Source organism: Pseudomonas sp. CH235, from assembly GCF_004368175.1.
Classification (GTDB): Bacteria; Pseudomonadota; Gammaproteobacteria; order Pseudomonadales; family Pseudomonadaceae; genus Aquipseudomonas; species Aquipseudomonas paraglycinae.
Genome location: NZ_RRZJ01000006.1, coordinates 119,972 through 140,617 on the forward strand (window position 1 = coordinate 119,972; position 20,646 = coordinate 140,617).

Genomic DNA, 20,646 nt, shown 5'->3' on the forward strand with positions numbered 1-20,646 from the left:
GCGTTCAGGGCTTGCGGGCAATGATTACCTGACTCTTGGCCACCACCGCATCCAGCGCCTGCTTGATCTGCGCGCCGCGCGGTGAGTCGAGCACCGCTTGCCAGGTCTCGGCCCAATGGTTTAGCAACGGGTGATCCGGGTTGCTGAAATCGACCTTGGCCTCCCAGAACAGCAACATCCACATCGACCAGTAAAAGCCGTACTGGCTATGGCTGATGATCTCGAGTCCCGCCTCGCTGACCATCGCCTTGAACTGCTCTTCACTGATGATGCGAATGTGGTTGGGCTTCTGGAAATACTCCGGCGCGGCGATATCTTTCTGCAGGTCTTCGGAGCTCGGATGCGGCACGCTCAACAGGTACAGCGCGCCCGACTGACCGACGCGCACCAGCTCGGCAAGGAACTGCGCCGGGTCGTCGACGTGCTCGATGACTTCGGTGGACACCACACGAGTGGCGGTGCCATCGGCGATCGGCAGCGGATTGCAGTCGGTGACATGGCATTCGACCCCACGCGCCGGGGTATCGCTCAGGCGCTGGCGGGTCGCCTCGACCTTGGCGCCGTCGATGTCGGCAATGATGATCTTCGCCCCGCGCATGCCGCAGAAATGCACGTTGCCACCGTCGCCGCAGCCAACGTCCAGCAAGGTGTCATCGGCGGTCACCGGGAAGCCTTTGAACAGCTCACCGGTTTCCTGGTTGAACCAGCCGCTGAGCATCGCGTCGTGCAGGCCGAGCATGTACGAATCGACCTTCCCGGCAGCTGGCTGCTCGGGCATCGGTGCAGGCGTCGACGCCGTGAGTTTCTTCAAAAGGCTCAGCATGAGGTGGCTCCAGAGGATGGGACGGCGATTCGCGATGTACCGAGGCGCCGCACCAGGGCAGCGCCTCGATTGCGCATCGGCATTTCGATGAGACGGTAATTGAGCTCGCTGAGCAGCACGATCAGACCGAACGCCAGCAACAGCGTGATGATCGGGTGACCGGCAGGGCTGGACATTCCCGCCTCCTGCAAGCGGAAGATCAGCTCACGCACCAGTTGGTAAGCCGGAATGTGGATGAGGTAGATCCCGTAGGAACGGCTGCCGACCCATGCCATCAACTGTTGCAGCCTGCCGGCAGGCAGCAGGTAATCGCGGTTGTACGAAGCGATCCACACCAGCAGCGCACCGAGCACGGCAATCGAGCCGATGCGGTAAGAAACAAAGGTGAAACGGTCGGTGGCCATGTAGCTCAGCAGCAGCGCCAGCACGATCAGCGCACCCACTCCGGCCCACGGGCGGTGCAGGAAAGTCGGCTCCCACCGGCGATAGCCCGGCTGCATGCTCCACATCGCCAGCAACACACCCAGGGCCAGCGCATCGGTACGGATGACCATCAGTATCGGCGTGCGCAGGGTGAACAATTGCACCGCAACCAGTGCCAGCAGCGCCCAGACCAGATGCTTGCGGCACACCAGAATCAGCAGCGGGAACAGCAGATAGAACTGCTCCTCCAGCGCCAGGCTCCAATACACGAAACTGCTGCCGTACTCGTAATGAAAGAAACTGTCGGCAAAACGGAAGTTAGCGTACTGCAACACGCCCGCCAGCGTCGCCTGCAGGTTGGCGTGCAGCGTACCGAACGCTCCGGAGCGATTGAGAAACAGGCACGCCAGCAACATCAGCGCCAGCCACAGCCACGCCGACGGCAGCAGACGAAAGACCCGGCGCAACCAGAAGTTGCGCGTCTGCTCCCAGTATTCCTGACGGGTCGTGCAACCTCGCAACGCCGGGATCAGGCTGCGGGCTATGACGAATCCGGAGATCGCGAAAAACAGATCGACGCCCCACCACGGCTGCGCCCAGGCGTGGATTTTTTCCAGCAGGGGTACCGGGTCGGTGAACAGGCTGCCCTGCAAATGATGAAACAGCACACCGAGCACCGCGATCGCCCGCAGCACTTCGATGTCCAGGATTCGTTTGTCACTCATGCCTGGGGCACCTCGGTGCCCGCGGATGCCTGATGCTCGAACAGTTGCGCGAGAAAAACCTGCAACCGCTGCTCTGCCACTGCCTGACTGCAGAAACCCTGCAGACTGCTGACGGCCCGGGCCGCCATGTGTGCGTAACGCTGCGGATCGTGTTTCGCCACTTCGTAGCTGTCGCGGTAGGCCACGCAGACCGACGCCCAGTTGGTCATGTAGCGCAGGGTACGGAAAGCCCTGCGCGGATCGTGAGGCCAGGCGGTAAGTTCATCGGAGGACTCGACCAGGAATGCGTTCTCGGCACTCAGGTAATCGATCATCGCCGTGGTCCGCGGCGCCACGGCCGGCTTGCCGCAGGACATGAATTCCATCAACGGCAGGCACTGGCCCTCACCGTAAGAAGTATTCACCACGTAACGCGTGGCCTGTACCAGACGCTCGTAGTCCGCGTCCGCGAGGTAGCCATAAATCAGCACGATGCGACAGCGATAGGACTGGTTCTTATACAGGTGATGAAGAATGTCGCTGAGCGCTTCTTCGGCATCGTGGTGCGTGAGCTTGAGTACCAGCGTCGCGTCTTCGATGTCGCGAAACGTCACGCAGAATGCGCTCAGCATGTCTTCCCAGTTCTTGCGGCCGTCACCGGGATTGAACACCGACGTGTAGACGACCCCGTCCAGCAACAACTCTTGCTCGCACACCGGTGCCTGGAAATCGATGCCCTCACCACGGCGCAAATGTTCCGGGCCGAAGGCGTCGAGGTCGAGCTGGCGACTGTCGGCGATCAGTCCCTTGATCGTCAGTCGCACCGGTCCGGTCGGAGACTGACCCTGAAGCTGCGCGCCTCGGGCTGCGAAGCGATCCCATACAGGCGCCGGGACCGCGACAATCGGGTAATCGGCGCCCATGGCCTCGCGCACGGCATTGACCGTGTAACCGGAATGGGTGATCGCCGCACCGCAGGCCCGGAGCACCGTGCGCCAGTCGTTGCGCGGCTCGTTGTCGAAGGGTTCGTTGGGGATGGTGCTGAATTCCCAGGCGAATACCGGCAGTGTCGGGCACGCGAGGTGGATCGGCGTGCGGTGCGGCGGCGAGAACGACAGAAACACGCAGGGCTCGCCACGGGCCAGGCATTCCAGATACAACGCATCGACTTCGCGCGCCGGATCAACGACTTCCACCACACGCCCAAGGCGTTCGAGCACCGGCCGGTACTCCTTGAGTACGAAGTAGTAGCTGTACTCCGAACGGCCGAGGTTTTGCGCGATGGTGTGCTGGTTGGTTTCCGAATGAATGATGATCAGCATGAGGCGTTGTCCGTCACAGGGGCGGCATCGGCGGCCAGTGGCTCGAGGCCGAAAAAGTCCGCCATGCGCCGTTGCACCGGGGCGAACGCGCAATAGTCGCGCATGCGTTCGACAGCGGCGGCAGACATGCGCGCGTACTCCTGCGGCTGCGCCCTGGCCATCCGGTAGCTGTTCTCATAGGCGCTTTTGAGCGAAGCCCAGTCCGGCCGATAGCGCAGCGTGCGATAAATTATCCGGGTGTCCTGAGGCCAGATCGTCAGCTCTTCGCTGGACCGGACGACGAAGGCCACCGTATCGTCGATGTAGTCTTCCATGGCCGTATGGTCCGGGGCGATCACCGGTTTGCCGCTGGACATGAACTCCATCAGCGGCAGGCACAGGCCTTCGCAGCGTGAGGCGTTGACGTAAAAACTGGCGGCCTGGTAAAGCCGCGCGTATTGCGCGTCGTCCAGGTAACCGTGCATCACCAGCACCCGGCAGGCGAACGGTGTCAGTTGCGCGAGCAGGGTCATCAGTTCGCTGTAGTAGGACGCCAGATCATTCTGGGTAATCTTCAGCACCAGCGTCGCGTCAGGCGTTTCGCGAAAGGCCCAGCAGAACGCGGTGATCAGGTGGTGCCAGTTCTTGCGGCCGTCTTTGGGGTTGAACACGGTGACGTAGATCACGCCTTCCACCGCGGTCTCGACCACTGAGGAGGTGTCCGGCAAATCCAGCGGGGGTGGCTCGACCACCGCCACCGCATGCGGAGCGGCGATGGCCGGGAAACGTTTTTCAAGCCAGGCGTGTGCGCTGTCCGACAGCAGATCCTGCACACCCTCCCAGTACCAGTGGTGCAGGAATTTCACCCGTTCTTCACCCGCGCCCAGCCTCCACAGACGCAGATAGTGACGGGCAATGACCAGGCGTCGTTTGACCGTCAGCGGTGGCGGGCGCAGTGCCTCGATTTCAGCCAGTTGTTCGGCGGTCAGCGGTTTGGGCAGCAAATCGTCGGCAGACAGTCCCAGCGTGCGGCTGTCGAAAATGCAGCCCTTGATCGCCAGGGTCGCGCCTGGATTGATCGGCGCACTGACGTGCTGCTCACGAATGGCGGCGAAGTTTTCCCACAAGGGCGTCGGCAGCACGAGTACCGGAAAGTCCTCGCCCATGGCGCGGCGAATCGCGCGGGCGGTGTGGCTCGACAGCGTGATGACCCGTCCCTGTCGTGCGAGCATTTGCGTCCAGTCGTGGCGCGGATCATCGTCCCACGACTCGTCCGGGATCGAATCGAACTCCCATGCGATCACGCAGATCGTCGGGCATTCAAGATCGCTCGGGGTATTTTGCGGCGGAGTAAAAGACAGAAACACGCTGGACTCGCCGGCAGCAAGCAGCCGTCGATAGAGCGGATCGACCTCGGCGGTGGTGGACACCACATGCACCTGCCCGAGGCTTTCAAGCACCGGGCGATAGGCCTTGAGCACGAAGTAATAGCTGTATTCGGGACGCCCGAGACTCTGGCTGATGGAGCGGTCGTTGACGTCCGAGTAGAGAATGAAATTCATGGCATCCCACGGTGAAACCGCCATCCCGGCAACTTCACGCTATGACGGCCTGGCCATTGGATCGAGTCGGCAGGGCCGATGCTCGTCCAGTGTTCCGGGACATGTCTTCGTTCTTGTTTTAGTGGTCAGATTCACCCGGTTGCACACCCACTCCGGCAGCGTTCGGGGAACCGTGACGAGGGGCATTCTAAACACATCCGTTGAAGGTTCGGGAACCGCCCGACGAGAAAAACGCGACTACGCTGACGAGAACTGACCGGTCACGGTTTGGCCGGTTGAAATTGCTGCGCAATTGGCACAGATTGGCAGTCAAACAACTACAACAATGACTTCACCTGCCGTTCTGCCCGGTTTTACCAGGGGTCTGACAGACATTCCCTTAAAGCCTGTGGGAAGAGGTGAAAGTTAAAGACCAAGGGGTCGCTGTTTGAAAAAAAGTCTGTTCATCACGGGCCTCAGTGGGTTCGTAGGACAACACATCCAGTCACGTCTGCAAGGGGAAGACGCGTCGTGGCAGCTTCTGCCTGCCGCCTCGGCCTACGACCTGACAAAACCGGACAGCCTTATCGATCTGTGGCCGCAGCTGCCCGATGCGATCATTCACCTGGCTGGACAAACCTTCGTCCCCGAAGCTTTCCGCGACCCGGCACGTACTCTCGACATCAACCTGCTCGGCACTCTGAACCTGTTGCAGGCCCTCAAGGCCCGCGGCTTCAAGGGCACGTTCCTGTATGTCAGCTCGGGCGACGTCTATGGCCAGGTCGAAGAACCCGCGCTGCCGATCACCGAACAACAACCACCCTGCCCGCGCAATCCCTATGCAGTCAGCAAGCTGTCGGCGGAGTTCCTCAGCCTGCAATGGGGGCTGAGCGAAGGTTGGCCGGTACTGGTCGCGCGTCCGTTCAACCACATCGGCACCGGGCAGAAAGACAGTTTTGTCATCGCCAGCGCCGCGCGGCAGATCAACCGTATCAAGCAAGGCCTGCAGGCGCCGCAACTGGAAGTCGGTGACATTGATGTCACCCGCGATTTCCTCGACGTCGGCGATGTGGTCTCGGCCTATTTCGCGCTGCTGGAAAAAGGCACGCCGGGGCAGGTGTACAACATTTGCTCAGGCCATGAGCAAAGCATCCGCAGCCTCATCGAACAGATGGGCGACCTGGCCCAGGTCAAGCTGCAACTGGTTCAGGATCCGGCACGTATGCGCCGCGCGGATCAGCGTCGCGTCTGCGGCAGCCACCGACGGCTGGCCCGGATCACAGGATGGACGCCGCAAATCACTACACAACAATCCCTGCGGGCGATCCTGTCCGACTGGGAGACGCGAGTACGACAAGAATGACAAAAAGTGCATTGATCACAGGGATCACCGGCCAGGATGGCGCGTATCTGGCCAGACTGTTGCTCGACAAGGGTTACAAGGTTCACGGCCTCGTGGCACGGCGCAGCAGCGACTCGCGCTGGCGTCTGCGCGAGATGGGCGTTGAAGCCGACATCGTTTACCTGGACGGCGACATGGCCGACGCCTGCTCGGTGCAGCGCGCGGTGATCAAGTCGGCGCCGGACGAGGTGTATAACCTGGCGGCCCAGAGCTTCGTTGCCGCCTCCTGGGACCAACCGGTAACCACCGGCATCGTCGACGGCCTGGGCGTGACTCACTTGCTCGAAGCGATCCGTCAGTTCAGCCCGCACACGCGTTTCTATCAGGCGTCCACCAGCGAAATGTTTGGCCTGATCCAGGCCGAGCAACAGGACGAAAACACGCCGTTCTATCCGCGCAGCCCTTACGGCGTGGCCAAGCTCTATGGCCACTGGATCACCGTCAACTACCGCGAAAGCTTCAACCTGCACGCCAGCAGCGGCATCCTGTTCAACCATGAATCGCCCCTGCGCGGTATCGAGTTCGTCACCCGCAAGGTCACCGACGCTGCGGCGCGGATCAAGCAGGGCAAACAGCAGGAGCTGGCCCTGGGCAACATCGACGCCAAGCGCGACTGGGGTTTCGCCGGTGACTACGTCGAGGCCATGTGGCTGATGCTGCAACAGGACAAGCCTGACGATTTCGTGGTCGCCACCGGCGTTACCACCACCGTGCGCGAGATGTGCCGAATCGCCTTCGATCACGTTGGCCTGAACTACCGCGACTACGTGAAGATCGACCCGGCGTTCTTCCGCCCGGCCGAAGTCGAAGTGCTGCTCGGCAACCCGGCCAAGGCCCAGCGCGTGCTCGGCTGGAAACCCAAGACCGACCTCGACACCCTGATCCGCATGATGATGGATGCAGACATGAAACGCGTCGCCAAGGAGTAGGCCATGCTGATCCCCGTGATTCTGTCCGGCGGTGCCGGCACCCGTTTGTGGCCGGTGTCCCGCGAGGGCCACCCGAAGCCGTTCATGACCCTGCCCGACGGCCAGTCGCTGCTGGGCAAGACCTACCGGCGCGCCGCCGCGCTGCTGGACGGCTGGGGCGACATCGTCACGGTGACCAACCGCGAGTACTACTTCCAGAGCAAGGATCACTATCAGGCCGCGCGCCTTTCACGCCATCGCGGGCATTTTCTGCTCGAACCCGCCGGGCGCAACACCGCGCCGGCCATCGCGGCGGCAGCGCTGTCGCTGCAAGCCCTGCACGGTGATGCAGCGATCATGGTGGTGATGCCTGCCGACCATCTGATCGTCAACGAAGACGCGCTCAAGAGCGCGGTCGAACATGCGGTCAATCTAGCAAAAGACGGTTATCTGGTGACCTTCGGTGTGGTGCCGACCGCCCCGGAAACCGGATTCGGCTACATCGAAACCGGCGCGCCACTGGACGCAAACGGCGCAGCCAAAGTGCAGCGCTTCGTGGAAAAGCCCGATCTGCAAACCGCGACCCATTATCTGGAGAGCGGCAACTTCCTGTGGAACTCGGGGATGTTCTGTTTCACCACCGCGACCCTGATCGCCGAGCTGGCGCTGCACGCCCCCGAGTTGCTGGAACAGACTCGCGCCTGCATGGCCGCCAGCGAACCGGTGGAAACCGTCGGCTGCCTGCAACAGGAACTGTCGCCCCAGCTGTTCGCCGAGATCACCGACATCTCCATCGACTACGCGCTGATGGAGCGCTCGGAAAAGGTCGTGGTGGTGCCCGCCGGTTTCGACTGGAGCGACATCGGTTCGTGGGGCGCGGTCGCCGCGCTGGTGCCGGCCGACGCTGACAATAACCGCGCCAGCGGCGAAGCGATTTTCATCGACAGCCGCAACAACTTCGTTCAAAGCGAAGGCCGGCTGGTGGCCGCCGTCGGTGTGGAAGACCTGATCATCATCGACACCGCCGACGCCGTGCTGGTGGCCCACGCCGACCGTGCTCAGGATGTGCGGCGCGTGGCCAAGCAGCTCAAGGACAAATCCCACGAAGCCTATCGCCTGCATCGTACGGTCAGCCGTCCGTGGGGCACCTACACCGTGCTCGAGGAAGGCCCGCGCTTCAAGATCAAGCGCATCGTGGTCAAACCCGGCGGCAAGCTGTCGTTGCAGATGCACCATCACCGCAACGAACACTGGGTGGTGGTCGAAGGCATGGCCAAGGTCACCAACAACGGCAGCGGCACGACCCTGGTGGCGAAGAACGAATCGACGTTCATCGCCGCCGGTCACAAGCACCGTCTGGAGAACCCCGGCGTGATCGACCTGGTGATCATCGAAGTGCAAAGTGGCGAATACCTGGGAGAGGACGACATCGTCCGCTTCGAAGACCAGTACGGCAGGACGGTTTAAATGCTGCTTTCCCTGTATCGCTCGCTGCATGACTATCGAGGCTTCATTCTCGGCAGCGTGCAGCGAGAGTTTCAATCGCGCTATCGCAATTCACTGCTCGGTGCCTTGTGGCCCGTGTTCAACCCGCTGTCGATGATCATCGTCTACACCGTGATCTTTTCCCACATCATGCGCGCACGCCTGCCGGGCGTGGATGACAGCATGGCCTACAGCGTCTACCTCTGCGCCGGTCTGCTGGCCTGGGGGCTGTTCTCTGAAATCACCCTGCGCAGCCAGACCATGTTTCTGGACAACGCCAACCTGCTGAAGAAAATCAGCTTCCCCAGAATCTGCCTGCCGGTGATTGTGCTCTGCAACGCGGCAATCAACTTCGCCATCATCATCGGCCTGTTCCTCGGCTTTCTGCTGATCACCGGGCGCTGGCCGGGCATGGCGCTGCTGGCGCTGATCCCCCTGATCGCGCTGCAAATGATGTTCTGCGCCGGGCTGGGCATGATCCTCGGCGTATTGAATGTGTTCTTTCGCGATGTCGGTCAGCTCTTCGCCATCTGCCTGCAGTTCTGGTTCTGGCTGACGCCGATCGTGTACCCGATGAGCATCCTGCCGGAGTGGGTTCAGCGGCTGCTGCAACTCAACCCGTTGACCAACCTGATCGGCAGCTATCAGAACCTGTTCCTGTATGGGCAGTGGCCCGTCTGGAGTTCGCTGCTGCCGGTGTTCATCACCGCGCTGGTGATGTGCCTGATCGGCCTGCGGCTGTTTCGCAGGCGTGTCGGTGAAATGGTGGATGAACTCTGATGGGACATATTCGCGTCACCGGCCTGGGCAAGGCCTATAAGCAGTATCCCAATCGCTGGAGTCGCCTGGCGGAATGGCTGATCCCGTTTTCGCCCCTGCGCCACCACCAGCACTGGGTGCTGCAGGATGTCGCTTTCGAAATCGCTTCCGGCGAGGCGGTGGGCATCGTCGGCGCCAACGGTGCGGGTAAAAGCACCTTGCTGAAGATGATCACCGGCACCACTCAACCCACGTGCGGCAAGATTGAAATTGAAGGTCGCGTCGCCGCATTGCTGGAATTGGGCATGGGCTTTCACCCGGACTTTACCGGCCGCCAGAACGCAATCATGGCCGGGCAACTGCTGGGTCTGCAGGTCGACGAAATCGAAGCGATGATGCCCGAGATCGAACATTTCGCCGAAATCGGCGAGGCCATCGACCATCCGGTCCGCACCTACTCCAGCGGCATGCAGATGCGCCTGGCCTTCAGCGTCGCCACCGCACGGCGACCGGATATCCTGATCGTCGACGAGGCGCTGTCGGTGGGTGACGCCTACTTTCAGCACAAGAGTTTCGACCGCATCCGCAGCTTCCGCAAGGCGGGCACGACACTGCTGATCGTGTCCCACGACCGCTCGGCGATCCAGTCGATCTGCGACTCGGCGATCCTGCTCAAGGACGGCCAGATGGCCATGTACGACAAGCCGGAAGTGGTGCTCGATTACTACAACGCCCTGATGGCCGAACGCGAAGGCCAGATCGTGCGTCAGGAAATGCTCGCCGGCGGCGAGGTGCGGACTGTGTCCGGCACCGGTGAGGCCGTCATCCTCGGGGTGCGCCTGCTGGATGAACAGGAGCGCTCCATCGAGGCTGCAGAGGTCGGTCAGCCGGTGGTATTGGAAGTACAGGTTGAGGTGCGCAGCGACATCGAACGAATGGTGCTCGGCTTTCTCATCAAGGACCGCCTGGGCCAGATGATGTATGGCATCAATACCCATCGCCTCGACAAGGCCCTGACGGATCTGCACGCCGGAGAACGTTTCACCTATCGCTTTGCCTTCGTGATGGGTCTGGGCAAGGGCAATTACTCGGTATCGCTGAGCCTGTCGCGACTGGACTCTCATATGGATCGGAACTTCGAGTGGCGCGACTATGGCCTGGTGTTTCATGTGATCAACGGCCGGCAGGAAAATTTTGTCGGCTGCTCGTGGCTCGACGCCAAGGCCTCGATAACCCGCCATACCGCCGCTGCGCTGACTGAGCGCGCGCCATGACCCGGCTGCTGGTCGAATGCACCCACGTGTTCAAACACCCGAAGGTCAATTCGGGGATTCAGCGGGTGGTGCGCAACGTCATCAAACAGCTGCCGCCGAGCGCCGAAGGGGTCGAATGCGTGCCGGTGATCCTGCTCAAGGGCAGGCTCTACCGTGTGACGCGTCTGGCGCCGCTGGACTCACCGCTGTTCAATACCATCGCCACGCTTGGCGAACGCCTGGAACGGCTTGCCCACCGCTTCTGGCAAGTGCATCAGCGGCTGGACACACGCTGCCGAACAAAGCTGACACGACGTTTGTTGTACGTCGGCTATCGCCTCACGTCGTTCGGTGTATTCGGGATACCACTGCGGTTGGTCGAGCAGATCAATCGCTATCAACTGGATCGACGCTGTGAGCCGCTGCAACACCAGCCCGGCGATCATCTGGTGTTGCTGGACTCGTCCTGGCATTCGGACTTTTTTCTGCACGCCGAACGCCTCAAACATGAAGGTCTGGGCATCGTCGCGGTGATCTACGACCTGATTCCCCTGTCCCACCCGCAGTTTTACGACACGCGGCTGGTCGAGGTGTACAGCGAGTGGTTCGACTGGATCGCCCACAACGCCGACGGTTTCATGGCGATTTCCGCCACCGTGCGCGATCAGGTGCGTGCAGAACTGCAACGTCGCCTCGGATCGGAACAGACCGGCAAACGCTGGTTCGACTATTTTCACCTCGGTTCCGAGCTGGATCTGCAGAGCGTTGAAGCTGCCGTCGAACCGCGTCTGGAACGGCTGTTCGCAACGCCGGAGCCAGTGTTCCTGATGGTCAGCACCATCGAGCCGCGCAAGAACCATGACTATCTGCTGGATGCCTTTGATCATGCCTGGGCGAACGGCTCGAAAGCCCGGTTGTGCATCGCCGGACGCATTGGCTGGAAGTGCGACACGCTGCTCGCCCGGATCCGCCATCATCCCGAGCTGAACCGGCGCCTGTTCATGTTCAACGACCTGAGCGACACCAGCCTCGAACACGCCTACGCCCATGCCAGCGCGCTGGTGTTTCCGTCGTTCGTCGAAGGATTCGGCCTGCCGCTGGTGGAAGCCATGCAGCGCGGGCTGCCGGCGATGGGCAGCGACATCCCGGTGTTTCGCGAGATCGGCGGTGAGTTCATGGCCTATTTCGATCTGCAGGCCCCGCAAAGCCTCGCCGATCTGGTGCAGTCCTTTGAACGCAGCGGTCGATTCCCCGCCGCCCGCGATGTCAGCGACTGGCAGTGGAACGGTTGGCGCGAAGCCAGCGCGCAACTGGCCGAGCGTACCGCACGCCATGTGCTGGAGGCGCCTCAGGTGCCAGCGAGGCAACATGCGCATAGCCCTTAACGCCCGGATTCTCCAGGCACCGCGCACCGGCATCGGCCATTACGTCGCCGAGCTGGTAAATGCCTTGCACGCGGACACCGATATCGACGTGGCGCTCTTCCATGGCTGGGGCTGGAGTTCGCAGCTGCCGGAAGCAGCGATGCCCGGTTATTCGCGTCTGACGCCATTGCTGCGGCAGATCCCCGGCGCCTATCAGGCCCGCCGCTGGCTGGAGCAGAAACGCTTCGATCAGGGCCCGGCGCACCCGGTCGATCTGTATCACGAACCGAGCCTGTGGCCGCTGGCCTTCGATGGCCCGACCGTGATCACCCTGCACGATCTGACGCACCTGCATTTCCCCGAGACCCAGCCGCCGGCACGGCTGCGGGAAATCGAGCGACGACTCGCCGACGGCGTACGCCGGGCACGGATCATCCTGACAGACTCGCAAGCCATCGCTGACGAGGCACGGGAATATTTCGGACTGCCTGCCGAGCGTTTCGTGGTCGCGCCGCTGGGTGTTGCCGAGCGTTTCCATCCGCGCGAGCCGGAAGACATCGATACGGTGCTCAAGGCCCATGCGGTCGAGTTCCGGGAGTATTTCCTCTGCGTCGGCACTCTGGAGCCACGCAAGAACCTGAACCTGGCTCTGCGCGCCCACGCGCTGTTGCCGGATCTGGTACGCCAGCGTTTTCCGCTGTTGATCGTCGGCATGGCCGGCTGGCAGCGCGACCAGTTCAGTGATGAATTGCAGCAGGCGCTGGCTTGCGGGCACGTGTGCCTGCTCGGCTACTTGCCCGATGAGCAAGTCGCGCAATTGCTGTCCGGCGCCCGGGCGCTGATTTTTCCGTCGCTGTATGAAGGTTTCGGCCTGCCGGTGCTGGAAGCGATGGCCAGCGGCACGCCGGTGGTGCTCACCCACTCCTCGGCCATGCCGGAAGTGGCGGGAGACGCCGGCAACTATATTGAAGCTGACGATGCAGACGGCTTGCGTGATGCGATGAGCCGACTGATCGAAGATCAAGCGCACTGGCAGGCATGCCGGAAAGCCGGATTGCAGCAGGCACGGCTTTTTTCCTGGAAGCGTTGCGCGCAGGCCACGGCCGGCGCCTACCTCCAGGCCATGGGAGGTTGAATGCGGGTTCTGCATTTTTTCAAGACGTACCTGCCTGACTCGGTCGGCGGTATCGAACAAGTGATCTTTCAACTCTGCGAGAGCGGCGCCCAACACGGCATCGACGGCCAGGTGCTGACCCTTAGCGCCAATCCAGAGCCTGCTGTGGTGCGTCTCGGCCAGCACGAAGTGCATCGGGCAAAACTGGATATCCAGTTCGCCTCCACCGGTTTTTCCTGGAGCGTGTTCAAGCAGTTTCGCGAACTGGCCGCCGAAGCCGACGTGATCAACTACCACTTCCCGTGGCCGTTCATGGATCTGGTGCACTTCGCCAGCGGCGTGAACAAACCGACGGTGGTGACGTACCACTCGGACATCATTCGCCAGAAGCACCTGCTCAAACTCTATCGCCCGCTGATGAACCGCTTCCTCGCCAGCGCCGACCGGATTGTCGCGGCCTCGCCTAACTATCTGCACACCAGCGATGTGTTGCAGCAATTCCAGGACAAGACCCGCGTCATCCCTTATGGCTTGAACAAGGCAGGTTATCCACAGGCCGATGTCGAGCGCATGAACCGCTGGCGCCAGCAGCTTGGGGATAAGTTTTTCCTGTTTGTCGGGGTGATGCGCTATTACAAAGGCCTGCACATCCTGCTTGATGCCTTGAAGGACGTTGACTACCCGGTGGTGATCGTCGGCGCGGGCCCGCTGGAGCAGGAGCTGCACGCCCAGGCCGCCGCGCTTGGCCTGAAAAACATTCATTTCCTCGGCCGTCTGAGCGATGAAGACAAGGTCGCCCTGCTGCAACTGAGCTACGCCATCGTCTTCCCGTCGCACCTGCGCTCGGAAGCGTTCGGCATTTCTCTGCTCGAAGGCGCGATGTACGGCAAACCGATGATTTCCAGCGAGATCGGCACCGGCACCAGCTACATCAATATCCACAACGAAACCGGGCTGGTGGTGCCACCGAGTCATCCCCAGGCGTTTCGCGAAGCGATGCGCACCCTGTGGGAAAACCCGGCCCGCGCCGCCGAAATGGGCCTCAAGGCAGAGGCCCGCTATCGGCAGTTATTCACAGCCGACGAAATGGGCCGCAAGTGGACCGAGTTGTATCAGGAGCTGCTGGAGGAAAAGGCGTTGTCCTACGCCTGATCCCTTACAGATCCAGCACCAGCGGCTGAGCACTCTGCGCCGGCACCGCGCAGCAAATCAGCACCTGCCCCTCCTCCGGCACTTCAGCCGGAGGCTGTGGATAATTCACCGCGCCGCTGATCAGCCGTGTCTTGCAGGTGCCGCACGAACCACCGCGGCAACTGAACTCCGGACGCAATCCACGGCTTTCCGCCAGCTCCAGCAAACTGCCGCCGTCGGGCTGCCAACGTGCTTCCTTGGCCGAACGCTCGAACACCACCGGTACCGATGTGGTCGCGGCGGGCAATTGCTCGATCACGATCGCATCCGGATCGGGTTGGCGCTTGAGGGTCGAAGGGCCGAAGGTTTCGGCATGGATCTGCCCGTCCCGCACATCCAGTTCACGCAGAGTGTCATAGATGCCCTGGGTAAAACCGCCGGGACCGCAGAGCACGAAGTCGACCTGATCGAAGTCCTCGTCGGTCAGCAGATTGCGCAACAGATCGCCATCGATACGGCCACGCAGGTCGAAGTCTTTTCCTTCGACCAGATCGTCTTCCGGCTGACTTAGCACTCGCAACACTTTCACGGCATCACCGGCGTCCTCCAGCAACCGATCCACCTCTGCGCGGAACGGCTGGTCGGCGAGGCTGCGGGAGCTTTGAACAAACAGGGTCGGACGAATCCGCCGCGTCCGCAGGCCCTGATACACCACCTCACGCAGCATCGAAAGCAATGGCGTGATGCCGACGCCCGCAGCCAGCAGCACCAATGGACGGCGTTCCAGCGCCGCTACAGTGAAATGCCCCTGGGGCAATCGCGCCTCCAGCACGTCGCCGACGCGAATCTTTTCGTGAAGGTGGGTCGATACCCGCCCTTCGCGTTTCACGCTGATCCGGAAGAAATCATCCGACGGCGCGCCCGACAGGCTGTAAGTACGGATGTGCACCTCACCGTCGAGGTTGAACCGAAGCGGCAGATGCTGGCCCGCCAAAAACACCGGCAGACCCGCGCCATCGTTCGGTTCCAGGTAAATCGAGCGAATGTGGCGGCTTTCCATTTCGATCCTTGCCACTCGCAATGGACGCCAGCTGTCACCCAATGCCTTGGCCTGCAACCGTGCATCGGCCTGGGCCCAGTTGCCGGTCAGCAGGCTGGTGGGCGACATGCCGTCGAAGCGCCAGCGCAGAGCCAATGCCGCCGGACGTCGAACCAGTTTCTCCACCTCGAAGGTCCACAACCGTTCGGCGCCCTGAAAGGCTTCGATCTGTGGTGCCTCGAGAATCACCTCGGTGCGACCGCTGAGCTGCAATACGTCGCCTGTGGAAAAGTCGATGAACAGCAACCCGGCCAAGGGATTGAGCAACAGATTGCCGAGGGTGTTGAAATGCAGGTTGCCGGCAAAATCCGGGATCGTCAGGCGATTGCCTTCGATCCGTACGAAACCAGGCTGGCCGCCGCGGTGGGAGACATCCACCGAACGCTCACCGTCGACATCGACGTAACTGGCGACGAAGAAAGTGTCGGCGCTTTCGATCAGCGCAATCGCGGCGTCATCGAGACTATCACGGTGTTCGGCTTTGCGGGTCTGCGGATCCGTCAGGGGGACCCGTTGGAACTGGCGCAGCTGTATGTACTGCGGACAGTTGCCGAAGGACTGATCCACCGTCAGCGCAAAACCATCCGCCCCAAGGCTGCTGATGTGACCATTGAGCCGATTTCGCCGACGGGTGTGCAGCTCGATACCGAGCAGGCCGATCGCGGCGCCGGCCTCTAGCTGTGCCGGATCATCGGCAGCCGGCAGACCGGCGAACTGCAGTTGCGTCGGCTCGGGAGAGTGAGCAAAGCCCGGCTCCCCCTCCAGCACACTGGCCCAGGGGCGACCTTCGGCATCCACCGCGCCGTACAGCATGAATGGCAATTGCTGATAGAACTGGCGGTGTTGATCCGGCATCCAGGTGCGAATCACCTTACGACCGAATTCCTCCATGCGCTCGGCAACGCCGACATGGGCCTGCAACTGTTGCTCGCCAGCGTGCCACGGTGAACGTTCCATCACGGTCTCTCCCCTGCGCCGTCGGCGCAGATTGAATGTCAGACGGTGGTTTGCAGGCCGGCAACGGTGCGTGGCATGCCGACAAAACCGGGCAGCGCCTCAATCCGCGAAAGCCAGGCGCGAACGTTAGCGTAGTCGTCCAGCGACACATTGCCTTCCGGCGCATGGGCGATGTAACTGTAGGCCGAGACATCGGCAATGGTCGGCTCAGTGCCGGTCAGGTACGGGGTTTTGCCCAGTTCCGCATCCATCACCTTGAGAAAATTGTGCGCACGGGTGATGACCTCCTCGGCGTTGAACTTCGCCCCGAACACCGTGATCAAGCGTGCGGCAGCGGGCCCGAAAGCAATCGGCCCGGCGGCGGCCGACAACCAGCGCTGCACGTGCGCGGCGCCGACCGGATCACTTGGCAGCCAGCGGCCATTGCCGTATTTCTGTGCCAGGTAGACAAGAATCGCGTTGGAGTCCGCGAGCACCACACCATTGTCATCAATGGCCGGAACTTGGCCGAAGCTGTTGATGGCCAGATATGCCGCCTGTTTATGTTCGCCCTTGGCCAGATCGACGAAGATCAGCTCGGTCGGCAGTTGCAACAGTGACAACATCAGTTCGACGCGATGGGCGTGGCCGGAACGCGGGAAGTTGTAGAGTTTGATCGCTTGCATGGTCGACTCCGCTGGATGATGGCGCCGTTCAGGATGGACGGTGGCCGTGGGAGCCATCTTCCCCTGATCGCGAAAACAACAGAATCACCAGCAAATGCAATCCATTATTTCTCTGGATGAAATAACGCAGCGTTTTTCAGCGCCGGATGCTCGCGCAGCGCCTGCACGATGAAGTCGACAAAACTGCGTATCCGCGCCGGCGCCTTGCGCCCGCCCTGATACACCACATGGATCGGCAGCGCAGGCAGTTCAAACTCGGCGAGGACGATTTCCAGTTCGCCGGAAGCCACCTTGCCGGCCACCTGATAAGACAGCACCCGGGTCAACCCCAGACCCAACGACGCCGCTGTGATCGCAGCTTGATTGGCGGTAACCACCAGACGCGGCTCCGGTTTTACGCCAATGAGCTCACCGTTTTCCATGAATGGCCAACTGCGCTGCTGGCCGATGGCCGACGTCGCCACCACCGGCGCCCCGGCCAAGGTCTGCGGATGGGTCGGCCGGCCATGGACCGAAAAGTATTCCGGCGAACCACAAATCACCCGCCGCACCTCACCGACCCGGATCGCATGCTGATTGCTGTCCGGCAACTCGCCGATGCGCACCGCGACGTCGACGCCCTCCTCGACCATGTTCACCACCCGGTCGAGCAACAGGGCATTGATGGAAACGTCCGGGTATTGCGTCAGATAACGCGCCATTACCGGCGTGACGAACTGTTCTCCGAATAAAACTGGCGCCGTCACCGTCAACTGCCCACGGGGCTGGGTATGACTGCCGGCAGCGGAATCCTCCGCTTCCTGCACCTCGGCGAGAATTCTCCGACAGTCTTCCAGATAACGCAGACCCGCTTCGCTCAAATGCACGCTGCGGGTGGTACGGATCAACAACTGCGTACCAATTCGCTGCTCCAGCCCCGCCACCGCCCGGGTCACGCTGGCTGCCGACAAACCCAGGCGCCGCGCGGCAGCGGAGAAGCCCTGCTCCTGGGCAACGATGGCGAAGACTTGCATTTCCTGGAAGCGATCCATGGTGCCCTCGATCCGGATAAAAAAATCGCAGCCGAAGCTGCGATTTTATGGGGGTGATTCAACTGTGGATAACTTATTCCACCGTCACCGACTTCGCCAGGTTGCGCGGCTGATCCACGTCCGTGCCCTTGAGCACAGCAACGTAGTACGACAGCAATTGCAGCGGAATGGTGTAGAGGATCGGCGACAGGATGTCGTGGATGTGTGGCATCTGCACCACGTGAGTGCCTTCGCCATTGGTCATCCCGGCTTTTTCGTCGGCGAACACGATCAGTTCGCCACCGCGGGCGCGGACTTCCTGCAGGTTGGACTTGAGCTTCTCCAGCAGTTCGTTGTTCGGTGCAACAGTGACCACCGGCATGTCGTTATCCACAAGCGCGAGCGGGCCGTGTTTCAGTTCGCCGGCCGGGTAGGCTTCGGCGTGGATGTACGAGATTTCCTTGAGCTTCAAGGCCCCTTCCATCGCCACCGGGAATTGCGCGCCACGGCCCAGGAACAGCGTGTGGTTCTTCTCGGCGAACAACTCTGCGATTTTTTCCACAGTGCTGTCCATGGCCAGCGCTTCGCCCAGACGGGTTGGCAGACGACGCAGCTCTTCGACCAGCGTGGCTTCAACGCCATCGGCCAGAGTGCCGCGTACCTGGCCCAGAGACAGAGTCAGTAGCAGCAGACCGACCAGTTGCGTAGTGAAGGCTTTGGTCGACGCCACGCCGATTTCACGACCGGCCTGGGTCAGCAGGGTCAGGTCGGATTCGCGTACCAGCGAACTGATGCCGACGTTGCAGATCGCCAGGCTTCCCAGGAAACCCAGCTCCTTGGCGTTGCGCAGGGCAGCCAGGGTGTCGGCGGTTTCGCCGGACTGGGAGATGGTGACGAACAGAGTGTCCGGCTGCACCACCACCTTGCGGTAGCGGAACTCGCTGGCGACTTCGACTTGGCACGGAATGCCGGCCAGCTCTTCGAGCCAGTAACGGGCAACCATGCCGGCGTGATAGCTGGTGCCACACGCCACGATCTGCACGTTGCGCACTTTGGCGAACAGTTCGGCCGCTTGCGGGCCAAACGCCTGCACCAGCACCTGATCCGAACTCAATCGACCTTCCAGGGTGCGCTGCACCACGGATGGCTGCTCGTGGATTTCCTTGAGCATGTAGTGACGGAACTCGCCTTTGTCGGCGGCTTCGGCGCCATCGGTGTACTGGACGGTCTGGCGCTCGACGGCTTTGCCGCTCACGTCCCAGATCTGCACCTTGTCACGCTGGATTTCGGCGATATCGCCCTCTTCCAGGTACATGAAACGGTCGGTGACCTGACGCAGGGCCAGTTGGTCGGAAGCGAGGAAGTTCTCGCCCAGGCCCAGACCGATCACCAGCGGGCTGCCGCTGCGGGCTGCGACCAGTCGATCCGGCTGCTGTGCGTGGATAACCGCCAGACCGTAGGCGCCATGCAGTTCCTTGACCGCGGCCTTCAGGGCGTCGGTCAGGTCCGGCAGATTTTTGAGCTTTTCAGTCAGCAGGTGGGCGATGACTTCGGTGTCGGTGTCCGAGGTGAACACGTAGCCCAGCGCCTTGAGTTGTTCACGCAGCGCTTCATGGTTTTCGATGATGCCGTTGTGCACGACGGCAACGTCACCGGAGAAATGCGGGTGGGCATTGCGCTCGCTCGGCGCACCGTGAGTGGCCCAACGGGTGTGGGCAATGCCGAGACGGCCTACCAGCGGATGTTCGGCGAGCGCCGCGTCGAGTTCGCTGACCTTGCCCACACGACGGGTGCGTTCCAGAGTGCCGTCATTGGTGTACACCGCCACACCGGCGCTGTCATAACCCCGGTATTCGAGGCGCTTGAGGCCTTCGACCAGAATGGCGGTGATGTTACGTTCAGCTACCGCGCCGACAATTCCACACATGCTTATTTCTCCTGACTGACAGTCGCGCAAATCAAGTTGATACCGCGAGCCTGAATCTGAGCGCGTGCCTCAAGGGGCAGGCGATCATCGGTAATTAGGGTATGGACGCTGCTCCATGGCAGCTCCAGGTTGGGAATCTTGCGGCCGATCTTGTCGGCCTCGACCATCACGATCACTTCCCGCGCCACTTCCGCCATCACCCGGCTCAGGCCGAGCAGCTCATTGAAAGTGGTGGTGCCGCGCACCAGGTCGATGCCATCGGCACCAATAAACAACTGATCGAAGTCGTAAGAGCGTAGTACCTGCTCGGCGACCTGGCCCTGAAAGGATTCCGAGTGGGGATCCCACGTACCGCCGGTCATCAGCAGTACCGGCTCGTGTTCGAGCTCGCTCAGGGCGTTGGCCACGTGCAGGGAATTGGTCATCACCACCAGGCCTGGCTGCTGGCCAAGCTCGGGAATCATGGCGGCGGTGGTGCTGCCACTGTCGATGATGATGCGGGCGTGCTCGCGGATGCGTGTAACCGCGGCGCGGGCAATCGCCTGTTTGTATTTGGAAACGTTCTGACTGACGTCTGCCACCAACTCTTGAGGCATGGTGATCGCTCCCCCGTAACGGCGCAGCAACAGGCCATGACTTTCCAGGGCGGCGAGATCCTTGCGAATCGTAACTTCCGAAGTTTCGAAGCGCTTGGCCAGTTCGTCCACACTCACTTCGCCCTGCTCATTAAGCAAAGCCAGAATGTTGTGACGACGCTGAGGTGTATTGCGTTTCGACATG

The 20,646-nt window shown here is 61.6% G+C and carries 17 protein-coding genes; 8 read left to right on the forward strand and 9 right to left on the reverse strand.

The window, feature by feature from the left end:
* Window positions 1–4: 4 nt before the first annotated feature.
* From EIY71_RS09030 to EIY71_RS09045, 4 genes are read right to left on the reverse strand one after another with little or no spacing between them, the layout of a single operon-like run.
* The gene (locus EIY71_RS09030) at window positions 5–823 is read right to left on the reverse strand and encodes a class I SAM-dependent methyltransferase (RefSeq protein ID WP_085747987.1); all 819 of its coding nucleotides are present in this window, start codon (window positions 821–823) and stop codon (window positions 5–7) included.
* Window positions 817–1,971 (reverse strand): acyltransferase, encoded by a 1,155-nt coding sequence (locus EIY71_RS09035; protein WP_129972460.1) that lies wholly within the window; start codon window positions 1,969–1,971, stop codon window positions 817–819. Before EIY71_RS09035 ends, EIY71_RS09030 begins: the two co-directional genes overlap by 7 nt.
* Window positions 1,968–3,272, reverse strand: a complete 1,305-nt coding sequence (locus tag EIY71_RS09040) for a glycosyltransferase (RefSeq protein ID WP_085747989.1) — start codon at window positions 3,270–3,272, stop codon at window positions 1,968–1,970. Before EIY71_RS09040 ends, EIY71_RS09035 begins: the two co-directional genes overlap by 4 nt.
* On the reverse strand, window positions 3,266–4,813 hold the full coding sequence (locus EIY71_RS09045) for a glycosyltransferase family 4 protein (protein ID WP_256661084.1): 1,548 nt from the start codon (window positions 4,811–4,813) through the stop codon (window positions 3,266–3,268). The genes EIY71_RS09040 and EIY71_RS09045 overlap by 7 nt, the downstream gene beginning before the upstream one ends.
* A 427-nt stretch (window positions 4,814–5,240) precedes the next feature.
* Between EIY71_RS09045 and EIY71_RS09050 the strand changes: the two genes are divergently transcribed.
* From EIY71_RS09050 to EIY71_RS09085, 8 genes are read left to right on the forward strand one after another with little or no spacing between them, the layout of a single operon-like run.
* On the forward strand, window positions 5,241–6,155 hold the full coding sequence (locus tag EIY71_RS09050) for a GDP-mannose 4,6-dehydratase (protein WP_129972462.1): 915 nt from the start codon (window positions 5,241–5,243) through the stop codon (window positions 6,153–6,155).
* The gene (gene gmd, locus EIY71_RS09055) at window positions 6,152–7,123 is read left to right on the forward strand and encodes a GDP-mannose 4,6-dehydratase (protein ID WP_007954189.1); all 972 of its coding nucleotides are present in this window, start codon (window positions 6,152–6,154) and stop codon (window positions 7,121–7,123) included. The genes EIY71_RS09050 and gmd overlap by 4 nt, the downstream gene beginning before the upstream one ends.
* 3 nt (window positions 7,124–7,126) lie before the next feature.
* Window positions 7,127–8,569: a mannose-1-phosphate guanylyltransferase/mannose-6-phosphate isomerase gene (locus tag EIY71_RS09060; protein WP_102717940.1), complete on the forward strand. Its 1,443-nt coding sequence runs from the start codon at window positions 7,127–7,129 to the stop codon at window positions 8,567–8,569.
* Window positions 8,570–9,367 carry an ABC transporter permease gene (locus EIY71_RS09065; RefSeq protein WP_085747994.1) on the forward strand — a complete coding sequence of 266 codons (798 nt, stop codon included), beginning with the start codon at window positions 8,570–8,572 and terminating at the stop codon, window positions 9,365–9,367.
* Window positions 9,367–10,620 carry an ABC transporter ATP-binding protein gene (locus tag EIY71_RS09070; protein WP_085747995.1) on the forward strand — a complete coding sequence of 418 codons (1,254 nt, stop codon included), beginning with the start codon at window positions 9,367–9,369 and terminating at the stop codon, window positions 10,618–10,620. The genes EIY71_RS09065 and EIY71_RS09070 overlap by 1 nt, the downstream gene beginning before the upstream one ends.
* On the forward strand, window positions 10,617–11,984 hold the full coding sequence (locus EIY71_RS09075) for a glycosyltransferase family 1 protein (protein ID WP_134021457.1): 1,368 nt from the start codon (window positions 10,617–10,619) through the stop codon (window positions 11,982–11,984). The genes EIY71_RS09070 and EIY71_RS09075 overlap by 4 nt, the downstream gene beginning before the upstream one ends.
* On the forward strand, window positions 11,968–13,098 hold the full coding sequence (locus EIY71_RS09080; protein ID WP_134021460.1) for a glycosyltransferase family 1 protein: 1,131 nt from the start codon (window positions 11,968–11,970) through the stop codon (window positions 13,096–13,098). Before EIY71_RS09075 ends, EIY71_RS09080 begins: the two co-directional genes overlap by 17 nt.
* Window positions 13,099–14,229, forward strand: coding sequence for a glycosyltransferase family 4 protein (locus tag EIY71_RS09085; protein WP_085747997.1), 1,131 nt, complete (start codon window positions 13,099–13,101; stop codon window positions 14,227–14,229).
* Window positions 14,230–14,233: 4 nt separating this feature from the next.
* Here the strand turns inward: EIY71_RS09085 and EIY71_RS09090 are convergent, their stop codons facing one another.
* The 5 genes from EIY71_RS09090 to EIY71_RS09110 all read right to left on the reverse strand — a co-directional run bounded on the left by EIY71_RS09090 (window position 14,234) and on the right by EIY71_RS09110 (window position 20,645).
* Window positions 14,234–16,264, reverse strand: a complete 2,031-nt coding sequence (locus tag EIY71_RS09090) for a pyridoxamine 5'-phosphate oxidase family protein (RefSeq protein ID WP_134021463.1) — start codon at window positions 16,262–16,264, stop codon at window positions 14,234–14,236.
* A 38-nt stretch (window positions 16,265–16,302) separates the two neighbouring features.
* The gene (locus EIY71_RS09095; protein WP_064379665.1) at window positions 16,303–16,929 is read right to left on the reverse strand and encodes a glutathione S-transferase family protein; all 627 of its coding nucleotides are present in this window, start codon (window positions 16,927–16,929) and stop codon (window positions 16,303–16,305) included.
* A gap of 104 nt (window positions 16,930–17,033) precedes the next feature.
* On the reverse strand, window positions 17,034–17,960 hold the full coding sequence (locus EIY71_RS09100; protein WP_134021466.1) for a LysR family transcriptional regulator: 927 nt from the start codon (window positions 17,958–17,960) through the stop codon (window positions 17,034–17,036).
* A gap of 73 nt (window positions 17,961–18,033) precedes the next feature.
* Window positions 18,034–19,866 (reverse strand): glutamine--fructose-6-phosphate transaminase (isomerizing), encoded by a 1,833-nt coding sequence (gene glmS, locus EIY71_RS09105; protein WP_134021469.1) that lies wholly within the window; start codon window positions 19,864–19,866, stop codon window positions 18,034–18,036.
* Between the two features lie 2 nt (window positions 19,867–19,868).
* Window positions 19,869–20,645 carry a DeoR/GlpR family DNA-binding transcription regulator gene (locus EIY71_RS09110; protein ID WP_102687914.1) on the reverse strand — a complete coding sequence of 259 codons (777 nt, stop codon included), beginning with the start codon at window positions 20,643–20,645 and terminating at the stop codon, window positions 19,869–19,871.
* Window position 20,646 lies beyond the last annotated feature (1 nt).

Coding starts and splice junctions, on each gene's coding strand:
- EIY71_RS09030 (WP_085747987.1), bottom strand. CDS start 823: ATGCTGAGCCTTTTGAAGAAACTCACGGCGTCGACGCCTGCACCGATG.
- EIY71_RS09090 (WP_134021463.1), bottom strand. CDS start 16,264: ATGGAACGTTCACCGTGGCACGCTGGCGAGCAACAGTTGCAGGCCCAT.
- EIY71_RS09095 (WP_064379665.1), bottom strand. CDS start 16,929: ATGCAAGCGATCAAACTCTACAACTTCCCGCGTTCCGGCCACGCCCAT.
- EIY71_RS09035 (WP_129972460.1), bottom strand. CDS start 1,971: ATGAGTGACAAACGAATCCTGGACATCGAAGTGCTGCGGGCGATCGCG.
- gmd (WP_007954189.1), top strand. CDS start 6,152: ATGACAAAAAGTGCATTGATCACAGGGATCACCGGCCAGGATGGCGCG.
- EIY71_RS09040 (WP_085747989.1), bottom strand. CDS start 3,272: ATGCTGATCATCATTCATTCGGAAACCAACCAGCACACCATCGCGCAA.
- EIY71_RS09065 (WP_085747994.1), top strand. CDS start 8,570: ATGCTGCTTTCCCTGTATCGCTCGCTGCATGACTATCGAGGCTTCATT.
- EIY71_RS09110 (WP_102687914.1), bottom strand. CDS start 20,645: ATGTCGAAACGCAATACACCTCAGCGTCGTCACAACATTCTGGCTTTG.
- EIY71_RS09075 (WP_134021457.1), top strand. CDS start 10,617: ATGACCCGGCTGCTGGTCGAATGCACCCACGTGTTCAAACACCCGAAG.
- EIY71_RS09070 (WP_085747995.1), top strand. CDS start 9,367: ATGGGACATATTCGCGTCACCGGCCTGGGCAAGGCCTATAAGCAGTAT.
- EIY71_RS09060 (WP_102717940.1), top strand. CDS start 7,127: ATGCTGATCCCCGTGATTCTGTCCGGCGGTGCCGGCACCCGTTTGTGG.
- EIY71_RS09045 (WP_256661084.1), bottom strand. CDS start 4,813: ATGAATTTCATTCTCTACTCGGACGTCAACGACCGCTCCATCAGCCAG.
- EIY71_RS09080 (WP_134021460.1), top strand. CDS start 11,968: ATGCGCATAGCCCTTAACGCCCGGATTCTCCAGGCACCGCGCACCGGC.
- glmS (WP_134021469.1), bottom strand. CDS start 19,866: ATGTGTGGAATTGTCGGCGCGGTAGCTGAACGTAACATCACCGCCATT.
- EIY71_RS09085 (WP_085747997.1), top strand. CDS start 13,099: ATGCGGGTTCTGCATTTTTTCAAGACGTACCTGCCTGACTCGGTCGGC.
- EIY71_RS09100 (WP_134021466.1), bottom strand. CDS start 17,960: ATGGATCGCTTCCAGGAAATGCAAGTCTTCGCCATCGTTGCCCAGGAG.